Source organism: Streptosporangium fragile (genome assembly GCF_039534445.1).
In the GTDB taxonomy this organism is placed as follows: domain Bacteria; phylum Actinomycetota; class Actinomycetes; order Streptosporangiales; family Streptosporangiaceae; genus Streptosporangium; species Streptosporangium fragile.
This window is the reverse complement of sequence record NZ_BAAAVI010000020.1, coordinates 41,171-62,168: the sequence shown is the minus strand read 5'-3', so window position 1 is coordinate 62,168 and position 20,998 is coordinate 41,171. Positions and strand designations below refer to the sequence as shown.

The window sequence follows — 20,998 nt, the reverse complement described above, 5'->3', positions numbered from 1 at the left end:
GGGGGATTCCATGGGTTTTCTGCGTGTCAAGTCCGTGGAACAGTCGATCCTGGACACGGAGGCGCCCGAACACCGGTTGCGCAAAGACCTCAGCGCGCTCGACCTGACCGTCTTCGGCATCGGCGTGATCGTGGGCACCGGCATCTTCGTCCTCACCGGCCGGGTCGCCAAGGAGACCGCCGGACCGGCGGTCGCCCTGTCGTTCGTGGTGGCCGGGATCGTCTGCGCGCTGGCCGCGCTCTGCTACGCCGAGTTCGCCTCCACCGTGCCGGTGGCGGGGTCGGCCTACACCTTCTCCTTCGCCACCCTCGGCGAGTTCCCCGCCTGGGTCATCGGCTGGGACCTGGCGCTGGAGATGATGCTCGGCGCCGCGGTCGTCGCGGTCGGCTGGTCCGGCTATCTGACGTCGCTGCTGTCGTCCCTCGGGATCGGCCTGCCCGCCGCGGTCGCCGGGGAGGGGGCGACGTTCAACCTGCCCGCCTCGCTGATCGTGCTGCTCCTCACCGCGGTCCTGGTCCTGGGGATCAAGCTGTCCTCCCGCGTCAACCTGGTCATCGTCACGATCAAGGTCGCGGTGGTCCTCCTGGTCATCGTGGCGGGGCTGTTCTTCCTCAACGGCGGCAACTACTCCCCGTTCATCCCGCCCGCCAGGCCGACTCCCGCCGTGGAGGGGCTGGCGGCCCCGCTGATCCAGGTGCTGTTCGGGATCACCCCCGTCGCGTTCGGCGTGCTGGGCATCTTCAGCGCCGCGGCGATCGTGTTCTTCGCCTACATCGGCTTCGACGTGGTCGCCACCGCCGCGGAGGAGACCCGCAGGCCGCAGCGGGACCTGCCGATCGGCATCCTCGCGTCGCTGGCCGTCTGCACCGTGCTCTACGTGGCCGTCTCGCTGGTCGTCGTCGGCATGCAGCCCTACCGGGAGCTGAGCGAGGCGGCGCCGCTGGCCGACGCGTTCAAGGCGGTCGGCCAGACCTGGGCCGCGGCGGTGATCAGCGTCGGCGCCCTGGCCGGGCTGACGACCGTCGTGATGATCCTGATGCTGGGCATGTCGCGGGTGATGTTCGCCATGTGCCGGGACAACCTCCTGCCGCGCCGGCTGGCCAGGGTCCACCCGCAGTTCGGCACCCCGTACATCATCACGATCATCATGGGCGTCGTGGTCGCGGTCCTGGCCGGGCTGGTGCCGCTGAGCACGATCGCCGAACTGGTCAACATCGGTACGCTCTTCGCGTTCGTGGTCGTCTCCCTGGCGGTGATCATCCTGCGCCGCACCCGCCCCGACCTGCCGCGCGCCTTCCGCACCCCACTGGTGCCGCTGGTGCCGATCCTGTCGGTGCTCGCCTGCCTCTACCTGATGCTCAACCTGCCGGTGGAGACCTGGCTCCGGTTCGCGGCGTGGATGGTCGTCGGGGTCGTGATCTACGCCGGGTACGGCTACCGCCACAGCAGACTGTCAGAACACGCCCTGAAGGACTAGCAGGACCCCGGCCCCCGTCAGCAGCAGCCCGCTGCCGGCCAGCAGGGCGCGGTAGCCCCGCCGGCCCAGGCGGTGCCGGCCCAGGCCCACCGCGGCGGCGAGCGCCGCCTTGGCGCCGATCATGACCGTGTAGAAACCGGCGACGAAGGCCAGCGCGTGCGCGGGGCCGGCGTTCCAGGCGGCCACCGAGATCGGGGCGCCCACGGTGATCCAGAAGATCCAGGGGTGCGGGTTGAGCATGTTCACCACGATCGCCCGGGCGACCTCGCGGGCACTGCCCGGCGCCTTCTCACCCGGCGCCGGCGGCTCGGCCGCGCGGGACTCCCGGACCGTCGCGACGCCGAGGTGGACCACGTACAGGCCGCCCGCCACCGACAGGACGGTGACCAGGAGCTCCGGCAGCGCGCCCACCGCGACGATCGACAACACCACGAGCGGCAGGTCGGACAGGACCGGTACGCACGCGATGCGCAGCCCGGCGGGGAAGCCGCCCCGCAGGCTGGCCGTGATCACCAGGCTGAGCAGGGGGCCGGGGCTGAGCCCCGCCCCCGCGCCGAGGCTGAGTCCCAGCAGCAGTTCCCGCACCCGAAACCTCCCGTGGTAGCCGCCCAGGAGAGACTAGGACGGATCGGGCGGCGTGTCCGGTCACCCCAGGTCCCGGCGGCGGGGCGCCGCCACTCTCGCGTCCCCGGGCCGGTACGGGCCCGGTCACCCCCGGTCACGGCCCCTGTCCCGCGACCGGTCGCGGGACAGGGGAGCCGCGCGCCGCGCGGGTGCCCCGGAGGAAGGCCGGGGCACCCGCGGCGTCAGGCGGGGACCGAGGCCACGCCCGCCGGCAGGAAGCGCGGCTCGGCGATGCCGGTCCGGTCCAGGTACGGGGTGACGCCGCCCAGGTGGAACGGCCAGCCCGCACCCAGGATCATGCACAGGTCGATGTCCTGGGGCGCGGAGACCACACCCTCGTCGAGCATGATGCGGATCTCCTCGGCGAGAGCCCGCAGCGCCCGCAGCCGCACCTCCTCCGCCGTCGACGGGGACGTGCCCCCGGAGAAGAAGGCGACCGCCTCGGGGTCCAGCGAGAAGTCGGGCGCGTAGACGCCGGGCTTGCCCGCCGCGACCAGCCGGGCCAGGTTCTCCGAGACGCCGTAGCGGGACGGGAACGCCCCGTGCATCGTCTCGGCCACGTGCAGCGCCACGGCCGGGCCGACGAGCTGCAGCAGCGCGAACGGGGTCATCGGCAGGCCCAGGCCGTCCAGCGCGTGGTCGGCGACCTCCAGCGGGGTGCCCTCGTCCACGGCGCCGATCACCTCGCCCATGAACCGGGTGAGGAGCCGGTTGACCACGAACGCGGGCGCGTCCTTGACCAGCACGGACGACTTCTTCAGCGACCGCCCGACGGCGAAGGCCGTGGCCAGCGTCGCGTTGTCGGTCTCCACCCCCCGGACGATCTCCAGCAGCGGCATCACCGCGACCGGGTTGAAGAAGTGGAAGCCGACCACGCGCTCGGGGTGCCGGAGCCCCGCGGCCATCTCGGTCACCGACAGCGAGGAGGTGTTGGTGGCCAGCACGCACCCGGCGGAGACGACCTCCTCCACCTCCGCGAAGACCTTCTTCTTGACCTTCATGTCCTCGAAGACGGCCTCGATGACGAAGTCGGCGTCCGCGAACGCGTCCTTGGTCAGCGAGCCGGTGACCAGGGCCTTGAGCCGGTTGGCCTGGTCGGCGGAGATCCGGCCCCTGCCGAGCAGCTTGTCGACCTCGGCGTGTACGTACCCGACGCCCTTGTCCAGCCGGGCCGCGTCCAGGTCGGTCAGCACGACCGGGACCTCCAGACGCCGGGCGAACAGCAGCGCCATCTGCGAGGCCATCAGGCCCGCGCCCACCACGCCGACTTTGGTGACCTTGCGGGCCAGGGCGGCGTCCGGGGCGCCCGCGGGCTTCTTGGCCCGGCGCTGCACCAGGTCGAAGGAGTACAGGCCGGCGCGGAGCTCGTCACCCATGAGGAGGTCGGCCAGCGCCTCGTCCTCGGCGGCGAAGCCCTCGTCGCGGGAGGCGGTGCGGGCCAGCTCGATCAGGTCCAGCGCCCGGTACGGGGCGGGCGAGGCGCCGTGCAGCTTCATGTCGACCAGGAAGCGGGCGTCGGCGACGGCCTTGGACCAGTCGTCCCCGGTGTGGTCGGCGCGGGAGACCGTCACCTCGCCGCGCAGCACCCGGGCCGCCCAGCGCAGCGACTCTTCCAGGAAGTCGGCGGGCTCGAACATCGCGTCGGCGATGCCCAGCGCGTAGGCGTCCCGGCCCTTGATCGTGCGGTTCTGCGCGAGCGGGTTCTCGACGATCAGCTTGATCGCGGCGGCCGGGCCGATCAGGCGGGGCAGCAGCTGGGTGCCGCCCCAGCCGGGGACCAGCCCGAGGAAGCACTCGGGCAGCGCCACCGCGGGCACACCGGAGGAGATGGTCCGGTAGGTGCAGTGCAGCGCGACCTCCAGGCCCCCGCCCATGGCCGCGCCGTTCACGAACGCGAACGACGGCACGTCCAGCTCGCCGAGGCGGCGGAACACGTCGTGGCCGAGCCTGCCGATCCGCAGCGCCTGGTCGCGCTCGGAGATCAGCGCGGCGCCCTTGAGGTCGGCGCCGACCGCGAAGATGAACGGCTTGCCGACGACGCCCACGGCCGCCAGGTCCGTGCGGCCCGCGATCGCGTCGAGGGCCTCGTTCAGCGAGGTGAGGCCGGCGGGGCCGAACGTCGAGGGCTTGGTGTGGTCGAAGCCGTTGTCCAGCGTGACCAGGGCCATGGTGCCCGCGCCGTACGGCAGTTCGACGTCGTGGACGATCGCCCGGGTGACGACCTCGTCGGTGAAGATCTCCCTGATGTCCGTCACTTCGCACCTTCCCAGCCGAGGTTCTCCCAGATGACCGTTCCGCCCATGCCCATGCCGACGCACATCGTGGTGATGCCGTAGCGGACGTCCGGGCGTTCGCCGAACTCGCGGGCGAGCTGCGTCATCAGGCGCACGCCCGAGGAGGCCAGCGGGTGGCCGAAGGCGATGGCCCCGCCGTACGGGTTGACCCGGGGGTCGTCGTCGGCGATGCCGAAGTGCTCCAGGAACGCCAGCACCTGCACGGCGAAGGCCTCGTTGATCTCGAACAGCCCGATGTCGGAGACGGAGAGACCGGCCAGCCGGAGCGCCCGCTCGGTCGACGGGATCGGCCCGACGCCCATCACCTCCGGGTCCACGCCCGCGAACGCGTAGGAGACCAGGCGCATCCTGGGGGTGAGGCCCAGTTCCGCCGCGACGTCGGCGGCGGCCACGATGCAGCCGGTGGCGCCGTCGTTGATCCCGGAGGCGTTGCCCGCGGTGACCCGGCCGTGCGGACGGAACGGGGTCTTCAGCGTGGCCAGGGCCGAAAGCGTGGTGCCGGGGCGCGGTGCCTCGTCCACGGTGGCCAGGCCCCAGCCCTTCTCGGCCGACCGGGTGGCCATCGGGACCAGGTCGGGCTGGATCTTGCCGTCGGCGTAGGCCTTGGCGACCTTCTCCTGGGAGGCCACCGCGAAGGCGTCCGCGCGCTCCTTGGTGATGGCCGGGTAGCGGTCGTGCAGGTTCTCCGCGGTCATCCCCATGACGAGGGCGGAGCCGTCGACGAGCTGCTCGGCCAGGAAGCGGGGGTTGGGGTCGACGCCCTCGCCCATCGGGTGGCGGCCCATGTGCTCCACGCCGCCGGCGATGGCGACGTCGTAGGCGCCGAAGGCGATGCCGCCGGCGACCGTGGTCACCGCGGTCATGGCCCCGGCGCACATGCGGTCGATCGCGTAGCCGGGCACGCTCTTGGGCAGTCCGGCCAGCACCGCGGCGGAGCGGCCGATGGTCAGGCCCTGGTCGCCGATCTGCGTGGTGGCCGCGATGGCCACCTCGTCGACGCGCTCCGGCGGCAGGTTCGGATTGCGCCGCATCAGCTCGCGGATGACGCGGATCACCAGGTCGTCGGCGCGCGTCTCGGCGTACAGACCCTTGGGGCCCGACCTGCCGAAGGGTGTGCGCACACCGTCGACGAATACGACGTCACGGGACGAAGGCACGGGGTTCGCTCCTCGTTGCTCGGTGGCTTCCCCCACATGCTACTCGCCAGTAACAACGCTTGGCGCGCTCAGGTCCCGCCAGGTGAGTAGGTTGTTCTCGCAGGCATGTGCGGAGTTGGGGGCCCCGCCCCGCCGGGTGTGCCGGGGATGCGGGAAGGGGACATCTCTGGCAGACTTGGAAAACGCTTTCCAGGAGGTTGTCGGTGGTCACGCTTGAGGATGTCGCCCGGCACGCGGGTGTTTCGCTCGCCACGGCGTCGCGGGTGCTGAACGGGAGCACGCGGCAGGTGGGCGCCTCCCTGCGCGCGAAGGTGGAGCTGGCGGCGGCGCAGCTGGGCTATCGCACCAACGTGGCCGCCCAGACCCTGGCCCGCGGGGCCAGCAACGTGGTCGGCCTGGTGGTGCACGACCTCACCGACCCCTACTTCGCCGCGCTCGCCGACGGGGCCATGCGGGTCGCCGAGAACCAGGAGCTCATGGTCATGGTCGGCACCACGCACCGCGACCCCCAGCGGGAGATCGCCTACGTCTCGACCCTGAACGCGCAGCGGGTCCGCGCCGTGCTGCTCGCCGGGTCCCGGACCGCCGACCAGGAGGTGACCCGGCGGCTCCGCGAGGAGCTCGACCGCTACCGCGAGAGCGGGGGCCGGGTGGCGTGCGTCGGCCAGGACCTGCTCGGCGTCGACACCGTGGCACCGGCCAACCGCGAGGGCGCCGCCGCGCTCGCCCGCGCCCTGGCCAGGCTGGGGCACCGCGGCTTCGCGATCCTCGCCGGTCCCGAGGGGCTGCTCACGGCCCGCGACCGGGTGGCCGGGTTCACCGCGGCGCTCGACGAGCTGGGCCTGCCCGCCCCGCTCGTCCTGCACGGCTCCTTCGACCGCGACGGCGGCTACCAGGCCGCCACCAGGGTCTCCGGGGTCACGTGCGTCTTCGCCGTCAACGACGTGATGGCGGTGGGCGCGCTCGCGGCCTTCAGGGACCGCGGCATCCGCGTGCCCGAGGACGTCTCGGTGGCGGGCTTCGACGACATCCCCACCCTGCGCGACCTGGTCCCCGCGCTGACCACCGTGCGGCTCCCCCTCGCCCGCATGGGTGCCCGCGCCCTGGAGCTGGCCCTCGACGTGGCCGAGGAGGCCAGGGTCGTGTCCGTGGCCGGCGAGGTCGTCCTGCGCGAGAGCACCCGGGCCCTCGACTGACAGCGGCCGTACGACCGGCACCGGCCGGTGTCGTCCGTACGACCGGCACCGGCCGTCCGACTGATGTCGGCCGTACGGCCGACGCGGTACGCCGGTCACGGCGTCGTGACCGGCGTCGGCCGAAGATGTTCGTGGTCTCAGGCTCCGATGAGCTCGCCGAACCTCGCCTTCACCCGGGTCAGGACCTCGTCGGGGTCGGCCGCCCACACGTCGGCGTTGAAGATCTCCACCTCGATGTCCCCGGTGTACCCGGCCTCGGCCACCGCCCTGGTCAGCGGTGCGAAGTCGATCACGCCGTCGCCCATCACCCCCCGGCCGAGCAGCACGTCCGCCGGGAGGGGCGACAGGAAGTCGCACACCTGGTAGCTCGCGATCCGGCCCGAGGCCCTGGCGATCTGCGCCAGGACCTGCGGGTCCCACCACACGTGGAAGGTGTCGACGACGACGCCCACCTGCTCGGGGGGATACGGTTCGGCGAGGTCCAGCGCCTGGCCGAGAGTGGACAGCACGGCCCGGTCGGCGCAGTACATCGGGTGGAGCGGTTCGAGCGCGAGCCGCACCCCGCGCTCGCCGGCGTACGGGGCCAGCACGGCCAGCGCCTCGGCGACCCGCTCCCGCGCGGCGGGCAGGTCACGGGAGATTTCGCCCAGCGGCTCGCCGGGGACCACACCGGGCAGCCCGCCGACCACCATGACCAGGCAGGCGGCCTCCAGTTCCGCCGCCTCGTCGATCGCCCTGCGGTTGTCGTCCAGGGCCTGCGGGCCGCCGGAGGTGAGGAAGCCGCCCCGGCACAGCGACGAGACCCGCAGCCCCGCGTCCGAGACCAGCTTCACGGTCTCCGCGAGGCCCTGCGCGGCGACCTCCTGCCGCCACAGGCCGATGGCCTCGACGCCGTGCCGTGCGCACCCGTCCACCGCCTCGGCCACCGACCACCGCCTGGTGGTCCACTGGTTCAGCGCGAAACGGCTCAAAGCCCGTTCACCGCCAGCAGGGAGCGCATCCGGGAGACCGCCAGCTCCGGGTCGGACAGCAGCCCGGCCCGGTCGGCCAGCCGGAAGACCTCGGCCAGGTGGGGGAGCGAGCGGGCGGACTGGGCGCCGTTGACCATGCCGAAGGCGTCCTGGTGGCCGTTGAGCCAGGCCAGGAAGACGATGCCGGTCTTGTAGTGGTACGTCGGGGACTCGAAGATCTTCCGTGAGAGCGGGACCGTCGGCTCCATGATCTCGTCGTACCGGCCGAGGTCGCCCGCGTCGAGCGCCTCCAGGGCCGCCGCCGCGGCGGGTGCGATCGCGTCGAAGATGCCCAGCAGCGCGTGGCTGCCCGACTTGATCAGCGAGGGGTAGTTGAAGTCGTCGCCGGTGTAGAGCCTGACGCCCTCGGGCAGCGCCGCGCGCAGCCCGATCTCGTGCTCGGCGTCCAGCAGCGAGACCTTGACCCCGTCCACCTTCGGCGCGTGGTCGCGGATCAGCGCCAGGAACGACGCGGTCGCCTCCGCCACGTCCCGGGAACCCCAGTAGCCGGCCAGGTTGGGGTCGAACATCTCACCGAGCCAGTGCAGGATCACCGGGCGGTCCGTCTGCGCGAGCAGCTCGCCGTAGACCCGGTGGTAGTTCTCCGGGCCCCGGGCGATCGCCGCGAGCTGGCGGCTGGCCATCACGATGACCCCCGCCCCGGCGTTCCTGACGGTCTCGATCTGCTCGGTGTAGGCCGCCACGATCTCGTCGAGGGTCCGGGCGTGCGGCGCGTGGTCGGTCCCCGCCCCGCAGGACACCAGCGCCGCCGCGTCGCCGAAGGCCTTGGCCTCGGTGGCGCTGCGCTGGATCAGCTCGCGGGTGGCCGCCCAGTCCAGGCCCATGTTGCGCTGGGCGGTGTCCATGGCGTCGGCGATCCGCAGCCCGTACGACCACAGGTGGCGCCGGAAGCGCAGGGTGGCGTCCCAGTCGACGGCGGCGGGGGAGCCGGGGGTGTTCTCGCCGAGCGGGTCGGCGACCACGTGGGCGGCGGCGTAGGCGACCCGGCTCGTCGCGGGGCCGGCGGGCCTGGCCCAGGTCACCGGCTCGCGCAGGGTGTGCTCCCCGCCGGGCAGCATGATCTTCGTCACGGTTCCACCACCAGGCGGCGGCCCTCGGCGGAGGAGCGCAGGCCCAGCTCGGCCAGGCGGACGCCGCGCGCGCCGGAGGAGAAGTCGTACGGGAAGGGCGCGTCCTCGACCACGTGGCGGACGAACCTCTCCCACTGGATCTTGAACCCGTTGTCGAACTCCTCGTTGTCGGGCACCTCCTGCCAGTCGTCGCGGAAGCGCGCGGTGACGGGCAGGTCGGGGTTCCAGACCGGCTTGGGCGTGGTGGCGCGGTGCTGGACGCGACAGTTGCGCAGGCCCGCGACGGCGCTGCCGTGCGTGCCGTCCACCTGGAACTCCACCAGCTCGTCCCGGTTCACCCGGACGCTCCAGGAGGAGTTGATCTGCGCGATGATCCCGCCCTCCAGCTCGAACACCCCGTAGGCGGCGTCGTCGGCGGTGGCCCGGTAGGTCTCGCCCTGCTCGTCCACCCGCTCCGGGATGTGGGTGACGGCCTGCGCGTAGACCGAGCGGACCCGGCCGAACAGGTTCTCCAGCACGTACGCCCAGTGCGGGAACATGTCGAGCACGATGCCGCCGCCGTCCTCGGCGCGGTAGTTCCACGACGGGCGCTGGGCCGCCTGCCAGTCGCCCTCGAAGACCCAGTAGCCGAACTCGCCGCGCACCGACAGGATCCGGCCGAAGAAGCCGCCGTCGATCAGGCGCTTGAGCTTGAGCAGGCCCGGCAGGAACAGCTTGTCCTGCACCACGCCGTTCTTCACGCCCCGGGCGGCGGCCGCCTCGGCCAGCGCCCGGGCGTCCTCGAAGGTCTCGGCCGTGGGCTTCTCCACGTAGACGTGCTTGCCCGCCTCGATCGCCGTGAGCACGGCCTTGACCCGGGCCTGGGTGACCTGGGCGTCGAAGTAGATCAGGTTGCCGTCGTCGGCGAGGGCGGCGTCGAGATCGGTGGTCCAGTCGGCGATCCCGTGATCGGCGGAGAGCTTCGCGAGCTTCTCGGGGCTCCGGCCCACCAGCACCGGCCGGAGCAACACGCGGCCGCCGCCGGACAGCGCCACGCCGCCCTGCTCGTTGATCGCCAGCACCGAGCGGACCAGGTGCTGGCGGTAGCCCATGCGGCCGGTGACTCCGTTCATCACAACGCCGATGCTTTGCGGGGACATTTTCTCCCGACCTCCTATGGAAAGCGCTTTCCCCTCTACCGTACGACAGTCTTCCCGCTGGCGGCAAGCGTTTACCAAGGTGGCGGGCGGGGCGGATGGGCCGCGGGTCCGCCGCCGCGCCTTCGCGCGGACTCCGGGGCCCGTCGGGTCCGCGCAGCTCGCCGCGGGAGTGCGCGGGAATTCGGCCGAGATCACGCTGGCTTTTCCGGCCGTCCGGAAAAGCCGCCAGGGTGCCCGTGCCACCGCTTTCTGCGGCTGTGCGGAAAGCACACACAACCGTGTATCAAGCGTGTGTCGAGTTGGCCACCGAGGGTAGCCGCCGTCTGTCATCCTCGACAGGGCAGGCGCCAAGGCTGCGGTTCATGAAACCCCGGTGGAGGGCTTCAGGCATGAAACCGAAAAAGCTCCTAGAGATGTTTCTGGACAGTGCCCATCGGTCCGTCGGGCAGGCGCGTCGCGAGGTGCGCGACCGGCTCGGCCCGGACCACCCCCTCGTCGAGGACGTCCTCCAGGTGGTCTCCGAACTGGTGGCCAACGCCGTCGACCACGCCGACCACGGCCTGGTGAACGACCTGATAGGCCTGACGGTGACCGTCACCGCCGACTCCGTCCTCGTCGAGGTCTCCGACGCCGGCTCCGCCTCCAGCTCGCCGCACATCCCGCGCGACCGGTCCCTCGGCGCCGAGGACGGCCGTGGCCTGCTCATCGTCGACCGGCTCTCCGAAGGCCGATGGGGCACCCGGGAGCACGGGCCCGGACTGGGCCGGACCGTCTGGTGCGCCGTTCCCCGCGCCGTACGGGAGTCACCCGCGGACGAGACGCTCCACCCCCTGCCGCGTGCGGTCACCTCGCAGTGACGCGGCCCCGCGGGGACGGGCCCGAGGGAGCCCGCCGGGACCGGCGTCTCCACCCGGCGCCGGTGTCTTCACCCGCGCCGGTCGCCTGTGCCAGCCGGTCGCCTGCGCCTGCCGGTTGCCTGTGCCCGCCGGTCGCCCGCGCTGCCGGATGTCAGTCACCCAGGCCCGCGCGGCGGGCCTGGAGCATGGCCTGGGCCCGGTCGGCCACCTGAAGTTTGGCGAAGATCGAGGTCAGGTGGTTCTTCACCGTCTTGTGGCTGATGAAGAGCGCCCTGGCGATCTCGGCGTTGGACCTGCCCGAGGCCAGCAGATCGAGGACCTCGCGCTCGCGCTGCGTCAGCTCGGGGAAGGGGACCGCCTGCGTGGCGCCGGTGAGGAAACGCCGGATGCGGCGGGCCACGGCCGGGCCGTACACCGCCTCACCCCGGGCCACCGCCTGGAGGGCGGCGATCAGGTCGGCGCCGTCGGATCCCTTGAGGACGTAGCCCCGGGCGCCCGCGCGCAGGGCGGCGAAGACCGAGCCGTCGTCCTCGCTCATGGTCAGCACGAGCACGCCCAGCTCGGGGCGCCGGTCGATCAGCCGCCTGGTCGCCTCGATTCCCGAGGTGCCCGGCATCACCAGGTCCATGAGCACCACGTCCGGGTCGAGGGAGAGGGCCAGGGCGACGGCCTCGTCGCCGTTCCCGGCCTCGCCGACGACCTCCGTGCCGCCGACCTGCTCCAGCAGCGCGCGCAGCCCGTGCCGGAAGATCGGATGGTCGTCCACCAGCAGTACCCGGATGCTCACGTCGGCTCCTCTCCGCGGGCCGGTCGAAGGCGGAAGGGACGCCACAGCGGAAGCACCGCCTCCACGGTCGTGCCTCCGGCGGGGCCGGACGTCCTGGTGAGGGTGCCGCCGAGCTCCGCGGCGCGCTCGCGCATGCTGGATGATCCCACGCCCTCGACGAGGCCGGCGGGCAGCCCCCGGCCGTCGTCGCGGATCCGCAGGAGCAGGCTCGCCTCCCCGGCCCGCACCGTGACCTCTATCCGGGACGCCCCGGCGTGCTTGACGGCGTTGGTGAGGGCCTCCTGGGCGATCCGGTAGGCCGCGACCTCCACCGCCGCGGGCAGGTCCGGAAGCGGCCGGACGACCTCGACGGAGACCGAGACCTCGCCGTCGAGATCCAGCGTGAGATCCTCCAGCGCGCCGTCCAGGCCGAGCTCGTCCAGGGCGGAGGGCCGCAGGTCGTGCACCACGCGGCGGACGTCGCCGACGAGCTCCCGGGTGAGCCCTCTGACCTCCGCCAGCGGCTCCCGGAGCGGGGCGGGCGCCCCGGCCGCGATCAGGTCGAGCCGCACGCCGATGGCGGCCAGGCCGGGCCCGAGCCCGTCGTGCAGGTCGCGGCGGAGCCGTCGCCTCTCCTCCTCCCGGGCGAGGACCAGCCTCTCGCGCGAGACCTGGACCTCCCCGGCCAGGCGCACCGCCGCCAGGGCGACGGCCAGGTGGGGGACGAGGTCGCCGAGCACGGCCAGGTCGGCCCGGGACAGCTCCTCGTCCGGCGACCGGTGCGCGGCCCGCAGCTCGCCCTCCTCGCGTCCGCCGCTCTGCAGCGCCAGCCGTACCCCCTGCCGGGGAACGCCGCCGAAGACCGACACCGGAGTGCCGTCCGCGGCGAGTACGGCGACCGAGGGCAGCCGCAGCGTGCGCGCCACGGTCTCGGCGGCGCCGTCGAGCAGCCGGGTCGGCTCGGCCGACGCCTCCAGCCGCTGGCCGAGCCTGGAGAGCGCGGCGGTGGGATCGCCGCGGTCACCGAACAGCACGCGGCCCACCACCCGCTGCACCGCCGCGCGCGCCGGGGTGAAGGCCACCGCCACCACCGCGGTGGCGAGCAGGTCGCCGTTCCAGCCGAGCAGCGTGCGGACCGTGGCGACCGTGACCAGGTACGCGCCCAGCAGCAGGGTCGTGACCAGGGCGTAGACGACGGTGCGGCGGAACAGCAGCTCGATGTCGAACAACCGGTAGCGGAAGATCGAGACCGCGGTGGCCGCCGGCAGCAGGGGCAGGCTCAGCACGTCCAGCCACGCCCAGACGGGGTCGTTCCACACCGAGGTGGCGGCACTGGAGAGCGCGATGACGACGGCCGCGGCCAGCACGGGCAGGAGCTGGCGGCGATCCTCGGCCCGCCGGATCCGCACGGCCAGCGCGCCCACCCCCACGAAGGCCAGCACGCTGATCACGACCCCCGTGAAGACGGTGAGGATCGGCGTGGGGATGAAGCCGAACCGGCTGGGCTCCTCGTGTCCCCACAGCCAGGTGCGGTCGCGGAACATCAGCAGGACCTGGAGCACGGCCAGCGCCAGGATCAGGGTCACCAGGGCGGGACGCCATCGCGGGGACGGCGGGCGGCCGTCGGGCAGCAGGACCGGCACCAGGAAGAGGGGCCCGAAACCGAGGAAGAACACCCAGTTCGCGGTCCAGGCGGCCCAGCCGGTCGCGGCCCAGCCGTGGGTTTCGCCGTACACCGCGTACCCGCCGGCCAGCGCCTGGGCGGCGAGTCCGGCGCCGGCCAGGCAGAACAGCCAGCCGAGCGGGTTGCGGGGCCTGCGGGTGGCGATGAGCGCGCCGAGCAGCGGGAAGGTCACGCCCACCACGGCGTCCAGGGTCAGGTAGGCGACGTCTCTCACGGGCTGCCGGACGGTCATGGCGACGCCCGCCGTGACCGCCATGCAGGACAGCGCCGGGATCGCCCACGGCCACCGCGGAGTTTTCACCCGAACATAGTGTGACTTATCGGACGTACGGGCAATGGGACCCCGGTCCCGGTCCCACCGGGACCGGGACCGCCGCCTCGTGCGGCCGGGACCGCCGGGCGGGTGTGATGCCCCCATGTCCAGTGACCGTCAGCTCATCGTCTTCGCCGTCGCGCTGCCCGCGCTCGTGCTTCCGACCGTCGCCCTCGCCGTCTCGCAGGGTGCGGACGTGAACCATCTCGACGAGGCGCCGATCGCCGCCCAGATCGCCCTGTACAGCCAGGCGTTCCTTCCCGCGATCGCCGCCCTGATCGCCACGCGCCGCCTCGACTGGGGGTTCCGGCGGGTCCCCTGGCAGACCCTGGGCCTGGCCCTGCTCCTGCCCGTGCTCTACGTCGGGACGGGGTACGTCGTCGGGTGGCTGACCGGTGCCGCGCGGTTCACCCCTCCGCCGTTCGAGGAGATCGCCACAGGTCTCCCTCTGGCCCTGTTTTTCCTGGTGCTGGCCCTGGGCGAGCAGCTGGGCTGGAGCTCCCTGCTGACCGTGCGGCTGGCGGCGACCCGCGGTCCCGACGTGACGGCCGTGATCGTCGGCCTGGCCTGGTCGGCCTTCCACTACCCGCTGATGCTCTTCGTGCCCGGGGCGGTGGACGCGAGCGTGCCCGCGCCGTACGCGATGGTGTGCTTCACCGTGGGGACGGTGGCGCAGGCCTTCCCGCTGGTCTGGCTGCGACTGCGTACCGGCTCCATCTGGCCGGTGCTGGTGTTCCACGCCATGCTCAACACGTTGATCAACGCCGTGTTCGACCCCATGACCTCCGGGAAGTCGCCCTGGCTGATGGGCGAGGGGGGCGCGCTCACCGCGGTGGTCAACGTCCTGCTGGTGCTCGCGACGTGGCGCCTGTGGCGGGGCGCGGCGGTGGGCGGGGGAACGGGCGCACCGGTCTCCACCGGCGTGAGGTAGCCGTCTTCCGGCGCGGTCCCGACGCCGGACGGAGAGTGCGCGCCGGGATGGCGGACCCGGCCCCGCGTATCCCGCGGGGCCGGGTCCGCGCGCCTCATGGCCGGTGAGCCGCCCGCCTGAGCCGGACCGGTTCGCCCCTGCCCGTCAGGACGACGGCGGCGAGCGCCAGGCAGGCGGCGAGGGCGAGCGTGGCCGGGCTGGTCGTCCACAGGCCGCTCGTGTCGATCGTGTCCCAGACGGCGCCCGGGACGACGGACAGCGCGTGGAAGAGCCACAGCGCCGCGGCGACACCCGCTGCGCCCTCGGGCGCCCAGCACACCGAGAGCAGCAGGGTCAGCGTCGCGAGCAGCGCCATCGGCCCCAGCCACGCCGCGATCAGGGACGTCAGCCCGGTGGGGGTCAGGCCCAGCAGGGCCGACGCCGCCGAGGCGAGCAGGGCCAGGACCAGGTCGTAACCGAACACCAGCGCCATCCGGGCCAGCAGGACGACGCGCGGCGACGTCGGCGTGGTGGCCACGATCTCGAAGGCGCCGTCCCGTTCGGGGCCGTGGGTCCCGGCGACTCCGGCCGCGGCGATCAGGGGGGCGGCGAGGGCGAACACCACCTCCGCGGTCTGGGTCCCGGAGAGGACGAGGACCACGCTGGCCACCATGATCAGGGCGGAGGCCAGCCAGACCGCGGCGTGCATCAGCCGCGCCTCCATCCCCAGCAGGGCCCAGGCCCGGTACCACCTCGGCGCGGCCGGCGGCCGCGCGCCGTCCAACGCCGACCTGGCCAGGACGCTCCGCACGATCTCCGGTCCGGGCGGCTCCGGGATGCCGTCCCGGATCCCCGGCAGTTCAGGCCATTCGTTCATCGATGCACTCCCTCAGGGTCGCGCGGGCGTGATGAAGCCGGCTCTTCACCGTGCCGACGGGGACACCGAGCACCTCGGCGATCTGCCGGTGGTCCAGGTCGTCGAGGAACGCGAGCACGACCACCTCGCGCTGCGCCAGCGGCAGCCGCGCCAGTGCCTTCTGCACCCGGTCGCCGCCCGTGGCCAGCTCCTCGGGGCCGGGCGCGAGATCCGCCCGGTCGGAGGGCTCGGCCGTGAGCGGGGGCGGGACGGCGCGCAGGCGGTTGTGCGCCTGCCTGCGCGCCACCCCGAACAGCCAGGTGCTCACGGCGGAGCGGCCCTGATAGGTGTCCGCGGAGCGCCACACGGCCAGCAGCGTGTCCTGCAGGATCTCCTCGGCCGTGCCCCGGTCCCCGGCGAGGCGGTACAGGAACGCGAACAGCGGCCCGGCGTAGCGCTCGTACAGCTCGGTCAGCGCCCGGGTGTCCCCCCGGGCGATCCGGGCGAGAACGCGGGCGTCGTCCGCCCGCGCCCGCGTTCCCGTCTCCGGCTCCTCCCGCGGGCCCTCCCGTGCCCGTTCCCGCCCCGGGACATCCCCGGAGCGGGCCCGCGCGTCGTCGTTCTTCCGCTTGCGGACACCCAGCCGCCACAGGCGTCCGCCACCGTCGCGACGCGACGCCATGGTCTCCACTCTTCCGTTCATCGTCAGGTGTGTAGCGCCCGTCCCCGCCGGGGGTTCACCCCATCTCACGGGAACGGTGCCCGCCGGGCGGGGAGCCGGCCGTCCACCGGTCAGGGGCGGGACGCGCCGGCCTCCATCAGCGCCAGGTAGCCGTCCTCCAGGGTCGGCGCGACGGGCTGCGCGCCGGCGGCCGGGGGCGTGGCGGAGACGACGCGGTAGCGCATCGCGGGACCCTCGGGCAGGGCGGAGACCACTTTCCCGACGGCGGGGGCCGGGCCGGTGGTGGTGACCGTCCACACCCTGCGGTCGGCGTAGGAGACCAGGTGGCCGATGTCGCCGTGGAAGACCAGGCGGCCCTTGGCCATCACCGCCAGCCGGCGGCAGGTCTGGGCCACGTCGTCGAGGATGTGGGTGCTGAGCAGGACGGTGCGGTCCCCGGCGAGCTGGGAGAGCAGGGTGCGGAAGCGGATGCGTTCCTCGGGGTCCAGCCCGGTGGTGGGCTCGTCCACGACGAGCAGACGGGGGTCGGCGAGCAGCGCCTGGGCGATGCCGACCCGCCGCAGCATGCCGCCGGAGAAGCCCTTGACCTTGCGGTCGGCGGCGTCGGTGAGCGAGACGACCTCCAGCAGTTCCGCGATCCGGCGGCGGCGTTCCTGCCGGGAGTCGAGCCCCTTGAGCAGGGCGACGTAGTCCAGGAACTGCCGGGCGGTCAGTTCGGGGTAGACGCCGAGGTCCTGCGGCAGGTAGCCGAGGGCGCGCTGCACAGCCAGGCGCCCGTCGGGGGTGGTGATGTCGTGGCCGCCGATGCGGACCGTGCCGGAGGTGGGCTTGAGCAGCCCGGTCAGGATGCGCATGAGGGTGGTCTTGCCGGCGCCGTTGGAGCCGAGCAGCCCGTACATGCCGGTGGGGATGTGCAGGGTCAGCCCGTCGAGGGCGTGGACGCCGCCCTTGTAGGTCTTGGTCAGCTGGGAGATGTCGATGTTCACGTCAGGACTCCGTACGGGCGGCGTGCAGGCGGACCAGGGCGAGCAGGGCGAGGGCGAGGGCGAGCATCAGGGCGGCCCACAGCAGGGCGGTGGCGGGGGTCGCGTCGGGGCGCAGGAAGTTGAAGTACCCGGTTTCATCCAGAGCGGCGTAGGCGGTGCTCGGACGGTAGACCTCGCCTTCGGCCAGGCCCTCCCGGTAGAGCCCGTACCTCATGTAGTCGCCCTCCGGCGAGATGATCGAGTAGGACGGGCTCGGTAGCACGCTGGGAGGGATGACGACGAAGCAGAACCAGTAGACGACGAACAGCACCCGGAACAGCATCGGCGGCATCAGCAGCGGGCCCGCCAGGGCGAGCGCCCCTGTGAACAGCAGGCCGGGAACGACGGTCGTCACGAAGACCGCCACCGCCCAGCCCAGCGCCGACGGTCGCCCCTCGGCGACCACGTAGACCAGGGCCCGCGCGAAGTAGGCGGCCAGGAACGGTACCGCGGTGGCGGCGCAGGCGCCCAGATACTTGCCGACCAGCCGGCCCGTGCGGTCGGCCGGGGTGGTGTCGAGGACCGCGTCGACGCCGAGCCGCCGGTCGCGGACGAGCCGGTCGGCGAGCATGCACCCGTAGACGATCGGCATCAGCGTCATCATTATGGGGGCCAGCAACACCATGGCCGTCTTCGCGTCCCGCGCGTCGCTTCCGCCGAGGCTCAGCGTGGAGAAACCCGGGCCAGTCGCGAGGAGTACCGCGACCGTCAGCGCGTAGACGATCCACATCACGGGCCGGCGGACCTGCATCAGGAACTCGTAGCGCAGGGTCGCGATCATTCTTTCTCCCCTCCGAGGATGCGCTCGGTGTCGCCGAGCAGGTACCAGGCGGCCGCGGCGAGCAGCAGGGCGGTCGCGAGCAGAGTCAGCCGGTTGGGCAGCCAGTCCTCGGGTGTGATCTTCTGCGTGGTGGCGAACAGGGAGATCAGCCGGGTGACCGGGTTCTCCTGCAGGGCAGCCCCGAACATCTGCTCGGCGAGCCAGAGGAAGGCCAGCAGCGTGGTGGCGGCCACGCCGCTGCGCAGCGCGGCGGAGGCGAACAGTCCGAGCGCCGCCATCCACAGGGCGGGGGAGAGCCAGGTGAGTTGGGCGCTCAGCCCCTGAGGCGCGTCGCCCAGCCGGTCCCACCAGCCGGTGGCGATGACGAGCGCCGAGCCGGCCATGGTGCACACGCCCGTCCAGCCGAGCGTCACGGCCAGGCGGCGCAGCAGGGTGGAGCGGTACGAGGTCGGCGCGGTGAGCTGGAGCTCCAGCATGCGGTCACTGCCGATCATCGAGGCCGCGGCGATGCCGACGACGAGCGGGGCGCCCGCCTCGATGAGTACCAGGAGCATCCACGCGGCGCTGCCCTCGTGGGCGCCGAACCCGTTGCAGACGATCATCAGCGTGATGGCCAGCAGCAGCACCGGGGGTGCCGCCAGGGCTCCGGGCCCGGCTCTTCGTATCTCGTGCGACCAGAGGTCGAAGGGTCTCATGATCGGTGAGTTGCGGGCGGGCGCCGGATCGGTTCACTCCCGCCGCGAAAAGACGGTGGCGGGTGTCGGGGGAGAGCACGGCCGTACCCGCCGGGCGGCCTCGGCGGGTGGCCGGGCCCCGGTCCGGGCGGGTACGGCCGGGGGCAATGCAATGATCTACTTTGTAAAGGGCGTGGCCCGGCGGGCTCGAAAGCCTCCGGGAGTCACCCGGCCTAGATCTCGCCCTTGGTCTCCAGGCGGATCAGGGCCTTGGCGATCGGGTGGGCGACCAGCCCGATCTGCCACTCGCGGGCGCCCAGCTCGCGCAGCCGGGCGGCCACGGTGCCGTCGTCGATGACCGCGGGGGGCTCCCAGGTCAGGCGGCGCACCGCGTCGGGCTGGATCAGGTTCTCCGTCGGCATGTGGTGCTCGTCGGCGAGCGCGGCCACCACGGCCCGGGCGGCGGCCAGCCGCCGGGCGGCCACCGGGTCGCGGTCCATCCACCGGTTGGCCGGTGGCGGGCCGTCGCCGGGGGTGCTGGGCTGCGGCAGCTCCGAGTCGGGCAGCGAGCGCGCGGTGCCGATCGCGGCCAGCCAGTCGCGCAGGTGCCGCCGGGCGCTGCGACCGGTGAACGGGGCGATGTCGGTGAGCGCCTTGGTGGTGCGGGGCAGTTCCAGGGCGGCGGTGACGATCGCCGAGTCGGGCAGCACCCGGCCGGGGGCGACGTCGGAGTTGCGGGCGAGCTCGTCGCGGAGGGTCCACAGCTCCCGGACCACCGCCAGCCCGCGCAGCGAGCGGACCTTGTGGATGCCGGAGGTGCGCCGCCACGGGTCGGAGCGCGGTCCCGGCGACTTGTACGCCAGCACCGCGGCGAACTCCTCCTGCGCCCAGGCGAGCTTGCCCGTGGCCTTCAGCTCCTCGTGGAGGGCGTCGCGCAGCTCGATCAGGACCTCGACGTCCAGGGCGGCGTAGCGGAGCCAGTCTTCGGGCAGCGGGCGGGTGGACCAGTCGGCGGCCGAGTGGCCCTTCTCCAGCCTGAATCCGAGGACGTTCTCCACCATCATGCCGAGGCCGACCCGTTCGTAGCCGAGCAGCCGGCCGGCCAGCTCGGTGTCGAACAGCTCGCGGGGCTGGAAGTCCAGCTCCGCCAGGCACGGCAGGTCCTGGGAGGCCGCGTGGAGCACGATCTCGGCGTCGGCCAGGGCCGCGTCGAGCTCGGACAGGTCGGGGCAGCGGATCGGGTCGATCAGGGCGCTGCCGGCGCCGGCGCGGCGTAGCTGGACCAGGTAGGCGCGGCCGCTGTAGCGGTAGCCGGAGGCGCGTTCGGCGTCCACGGCGACGGGGCCGGTGCCCTCGGCGAAGGCGCGCACGACGCGCGCGAGATCGTGCTGGTCCTCGATGACGGGCGGGATCCCCTCGCGGGGTTCCAGCAGCGGAACTATGGTCGTCTCGTCGGTCACGTTCTGAAGGGCTCCGGATCCTCGCGACGGCGCGGCGGCAGCACCGCCACGTCGGGTGGCAGAAGTGGCATGCCCGCGGCAAGGCACATCAGGTCGCACCAGGCGGCGACGTGGCCGGAGAGGTCCTCCTGCAGCGGAGACCAGGAGGCGCGCAGTTCCAGTTCGGTGGTCACCGGGTCTTCGGACTTGTTGCCGAAGCCCTCGGAGACCGCCCTGGTGACGGTGCCTCCGGCGGCGGTGTAGCCGGCGCCGTGCGTGTCGAGCGACTCGGTGAGCCAGCTCCAGGCGACGGGGCCGAGCAGCGGGTCTTCGGTGATCTCCGGCTCCATGTCGGCCCGGACGTAGGCGACGAGGCGGAACTGGCCTTCCCAGCCGCGCTGCCCGTCCGGGTCGAAGAGCACGATGAGGCGGCCGACCGCGAGTTCGTCGTCGTCGCGGTAGACCGAGGCGCCGATGGCGGCCGAGTAGGGGGCCAGGCGCTGGGGGGCCGGGATGTCTTCCAGCTCGATCTCCGGCCTGACCTCCGCGGGACGCATGCTGGCCACCGCGCGCCGGAAGGCCGCGGGAGCGGGCGGGACGTCACCGTGGGTCATATCGGAAGCGTAGGTCGAAACTGAGCGCATGGGGACCACTGGGGTGGGTGTAAGGGCCATCACGGGAGCCATCGGGGCGGATCAGGCCGGTGCCGGTGGGGTGTGGAGGAGGGGTGCGGTCGCGGGGCCGGGGGTTCCCGGGAACGGGACGCGACCGTACCGGACGCGGGTCATCCCGGGGCGTTCGCCCGGTGCGCGGCCGTTGGGACGGGCCGGTTGCCCGGAGACCCGATCGCCGGCGCGGGAAGCACAGTGCTCACCGCGATGTTCGGGTGAACTCCACATGGCGGGCATCGCACGGGCCTTTCGTCGGGTCGTGGTCCGACGTTGGCACGTCGCGCCGACATTTACGCGCAGCGTGCTCGGCGTGTCCCCAAAGTGGTGCCGGAATCGATGCCGCGCGGTGACT

Annotated in this window: 19 protein-coding genes; 4 read left to right on the top strand and 15 right to left on the bottom strand. The window is 72.9% G+C overall.

What is annotated here, in order from left to right:
- Positions 1-10 precede the first annotated feature (10 nt).
- Positions 11-1,477 (top strand): amino acid permease, encoded by a 1,467-nt coding sequence (locus ABD841_RS15680; RefSeq protein WP_344971998.1) that lies wholly within the window; start codon positions 11-13, stop codon positions 1,475-1,477.
- Here the strand turns inward: ABD841_RS15680 and ABD841_RS15675 are convergent.
- From ABD841_RS15675 to ABD841_RS15665, 3 genes are all read right to left on the bottom strand, one after another.
- Positions 1,454-2,062, bottom strand: coding sequence for a LysE family transporter (locus ABD841_RS15675; RefSeq protein ID WP_344971996.1), 609 nt, complete (start codon positions 2,060-2,062; stop codon positions 1,454-1,456). The two genes, ABD841_RS15680 and ABD841_RS15675, sit on opposite strands and share 24 nt — an antisense overlap.
- Positions 2,063-2,283: 221 nt before the next feature.
- The gene (locus ABD841_RS15670; protein WP_344971994.1) at positions 2,284-4,356 is read right to left on the bottom strand and encodes a 3-hydroxyacyl-CoA dehydrogenase NAD-binding domain-containing protein; all 2,073 of its coding nucleotides are present in this window, start codon (positions 4,354-4,356) and stop codon (positions 2,284-2,286) included.
- Positions 4,353-5,552 carry a thiolase family protein gene (locus ABD841_RS15665; RefSeq protein ID WP_344971992.1) on the bottom strand — a complete coding sequence of 400 codons (1,200 nt, stop codon included), beginning with the start codon at positions 5,550-5,552 and terminating at the stop codon, positions 4,353-4,355. The genes ABD841_RS15670 and ABD841_RS15665 overlap by 4 nt, the downstream gene beginning before the upstream one ends.
- Positions 5,553-5,755: 203 nt before the next feature.
- Between ABD841_RS15665 and ABD841_RS15660 the strand changes: the two genes are divergently transcribed.
- Positions 5,756-6,748, top strand: coding sequence for a LacI family DNA-binding transcriptional regulator (locus ABD841_RS15660; protein WP_344971990.1), 993 nt, complete (start codon positions 5,756-5,758; stop codon positions 6,746-6,748).
- Between the two features lie 137 nt (positions 6,749-6,885).
- Here ABD841_RS15660 and ABD841_RS15655 read toward each other — a convergent pair whose 3' ends face one another.
- From ABD841_RS15655 to ABD841_RS15645, 3 genes are read right to left on the bottom strand one after another with little or no spacing between them, the layout of a single operon-like run.
- On the bottom strand, positions 6,886-7,719 hold the full coding sequence (locus tag ABD841_RS15655) for a sugar phosphate isomerase/epimerase family protein (protein ID WP_344971988.1): 834 nt from the start codon (positions 7,717-7,719) through the stop codon (positions 6,886-6,888).
- Positions 7,716-8,837 (bottom strand): dihydrodipicolinate synthase family protein, encoded by a 1,122-nt coding sequence (locus ABD841_RS15650; protein WP_344972115.1) that lies wholly within the window; start codon positions 8,835-8,837, stop codon positions 7,716-7,718. The genes ABD841_RS15655 and ABD841_RS15650 overlap by 4 nt, the downstream gene beginning before the upstream one ends.
- Positions 8,838-8,845: 8 nt before the next feature.
- Positions 8,846-9,988: a Gfo/Idh/MocA family protein gene (locus ABD841_RS15645; protein ID WP_344971986.1), complete on the bottom strand. Its 1,143-nt coding sequence runs from the start codon at positions 9,986-9,988 to the stop codon at positions 8,846-8,848.
- A gap of 413 nt (positions 9,989-10,401) precedes the next feature.
- Between ABD841_RS15645 and ABD841_RS15640 the strand changes: the two genes are divergently transcribed.
- On the top strand, positions 10,402-10,845 hold the full coding sequence (locus ABD841_RS15640; protein ID WP_344971984.1) for an ATP-binding protein: 444 nt from the start codon (positions 10,402-10,404) through the stop codon (positions 10,843-10,845).
- 151 nt (positions 10,846-10,996) lie between these two features.
- On the opposite strand, the gene ABD841_RS15635 is transcribed toward ABD841_RS15640, so the two are convergent.
- Positions 10,997-11,632, bottom strand: a complete 636-nt coding sequence (locus ABD841_RS15635) for a response regulator (RefSeq protein ID WP_344971982.1) — start codon at positions 11,630-11,632, stop codon at positions 10,997-10,999.
- Positions 11,629-13,596 carry a sensor histidine kinase gene (locus ABD841_RS15630; protein WP_344971980.1) on the bottom strand — a complete coding sequence of 656 codons (1,968 nt, stop codon included), beginning with the start codon at positions 13,594-13,596 and terminating at the stop codon, positions 11,629-11,631. The genes ABD841_RS15635 and ABD841_RS15630 overlap by 4 nt, the downstream gene beginning before the upstream one ends.
- A 115-nt stretch (positions 13,597-13,711) precedes the next feature.
- Between ABD841_RS15630 and ABD841_RS15625 the strand changes: the two genes are divergently transcribed.
- On the top strand, positions 13,712-14,539 hold the full coding sequence (locus tag ABD841_RS15625; RefSeq protein WP_344971979.1) for a CPBP family intramembrane glutamic endopeptidase: 828 nt from the start codon (positions 13,712-13,714) through the stop codon (positions 14,537-14,539).
- A 94-nt stretch (positions 14,540-14,633) separates the two neighbouring features.
- Here the strand turns inward: ABD841_RS15625 and ABD841_RS15620 are convergent, their stop codons facing one another.
- The 7 genes from ABD841_RS15620 to ABD841_RS15590 all read right to left on the bottom strand — a co-directional run bounded on the left by ABD841_RS15620 (position 14,634) and on the right by ABD841_RS15590 (position 20,589).
- Entirely contained in the window at positions 14,634-15,395 is a 762-nt protein-coding gene (locus ABD841_RS15620; RefSeq protein WP_344971977.1) for a hypothetical protein, read from the bottom strand.
- Positions 15,379-16,077 (bottom strand): RNA polymerase sigma factor, encoded by a 699-nt coding sequence (locus ABD841_RS15615; protein WP_344971976.1) that lies wholly within the window; start codon positions 16,075-16,077, stop codon positions 15,379-15,381. The genes ABD841_RS15620 and ABD841_RS15615 overlap by 17 nt, the downstream gene beginning before the upstream one ends.
- Positions 16,078-16,166: 89 nt before the next feature.
- On the bottom strand, positions 16,167-17,042 hold the full coding sequence (locus ABD841_RS15610) for an ABC transporter ATP-binding protein (RefSeq protein ID WP_344971975.1): 876 nt from the start codon (positions 17,040-17,042) through the stop codon (positions 16,167-16,169).
- 1 nt (position 17,043) lies between these two features.
- Complete coding sequence (locus ABD841_RS15605; protein ID WP_344971973.1) at positions 17,044-17,862, bottom strand: ABC transporter permease; 819 nt, start codon at positions 17,860-17,862, stop codon at positions 17,044-17,046.
- Positions 17,859-18,557 (bottom strand): hypothetical protein, encoded by a 699-nt coding sequence (locus tag ABD841_RS15600; protein ID WP_344971971.1) that lies wholly within the window; start codon positions 18,555-18,557, stop codon positions 17,859-17,861. The genes ABD841_RS15605 and ABD841_RS15600 overlap by 4 nt, the downstream gene beginning before the upstream one ends.
- Before the next feature lie 212 nt (positions 18,558-18,769).
- Positions 18,770-19,996, bottom strand: a complete 1,227-nt coding sequence (locus ABD841_RS15595) for an HRDC domain-containing protein (RefSeq protein WP_344971969.1) — start codon at positions 19,994-19,996, stop codon at positions 18,770-18,772.
- Positions 19,993-20,589, bottom strand: a complete 597-nt coding sequence (locus ABD841_RS15590) for a DUF3000 domain-containing protein (RefSeq protein WP_344971967.1) — start codon at positions 20,587-20,589, stop codon at positions 19,993-19,995. Before ABD841_RS15590 ends, ABD841_RS15595 begins: the two co-directional genes overlap by 4 nt.
- Positions 20,590-20,998 lie beyond the last annotated feature (409 nt).

What these genes read in the sequence shown, in the direction of transcription:
- ABD841_RS15680 (WP_344971998.1), top strand. Translation starts at nt 11, where the DNA reads ATGGGTTTTCTGCGTGTCAAGTCCGTGGAACAGTCGATCCTGGACACG.
- ABD841_RS15600 (WP_344971971.1), bottom strand. Translation starts at nt 18,557, where the DNA reads ATGAGACCCTTCGACCTCTGGTCGCACGAGATACGAAGAGCCGGGCCC.
- ABD841_RS15640 (WP_344971984.1), top strand. Translation starts at nt 10,402, where the DNA reads ATGTTTCTGGACAGTGCCCATCGGTCCGTCGGGCAGGCGCGTCGCGAG.
- ABD841_RS15625 (WP_344971979.1), top strand. Translation starts at nt 13,712, where the DNA reads ATGTCCAGTGACCGTCAGCTCATCGTCTTCGCCGTCGCGCTGCCCGCG.
- ABD841_RS15615 (WP_344971976.1), bottom strand. Translation starts at nt 16,077, where the DNA reads ATGAACGGAAGAGTGGAGACCATGGCGTCGCGTCGCGACGGTGGCGGA.
- ABD841_RS15590 (WP_344971967.1), bottom strand. Translation starts at nt 20,589, where the DNA reads ATGACCCACGGTGACGTCCCGCCCGCTCCCGCGGCCTTCCGGCGCGCG.
- ABD841_RS15645 (WP_344971986.1), bottom strand. Translation starts at nt 9,988, where the DNA reads ATGTCCCCGCAAAGCATCGGCGTTGTGATGAACGGAGTCACCGGCCGC.
- ABD841_RS15650 (WP_344972115.1), bottom strand. Translation starts at nt 8,837, where the DNA reads ATGCTGCCCGGCGGGGAGCACACCCTGCGCGAGCCGGTGACCTGGGCC.
- ABD841_RS15620 (WP_344971977.1), bottom strand. Translation starts at nt 15,395, where the DNA reads ATGAACGAATGGCCTGAACTGCCGGGGATCCGGGACGGCATCCCGGAG.
- ABD841_RS15605 (WP_344971973.1), bottom strand. Translation starts at nt 17,862, where the DNA reads ATGATCGCGACCCTGCGCTACGAGTTCCTGATGCAGGTCCGCCGGCCC.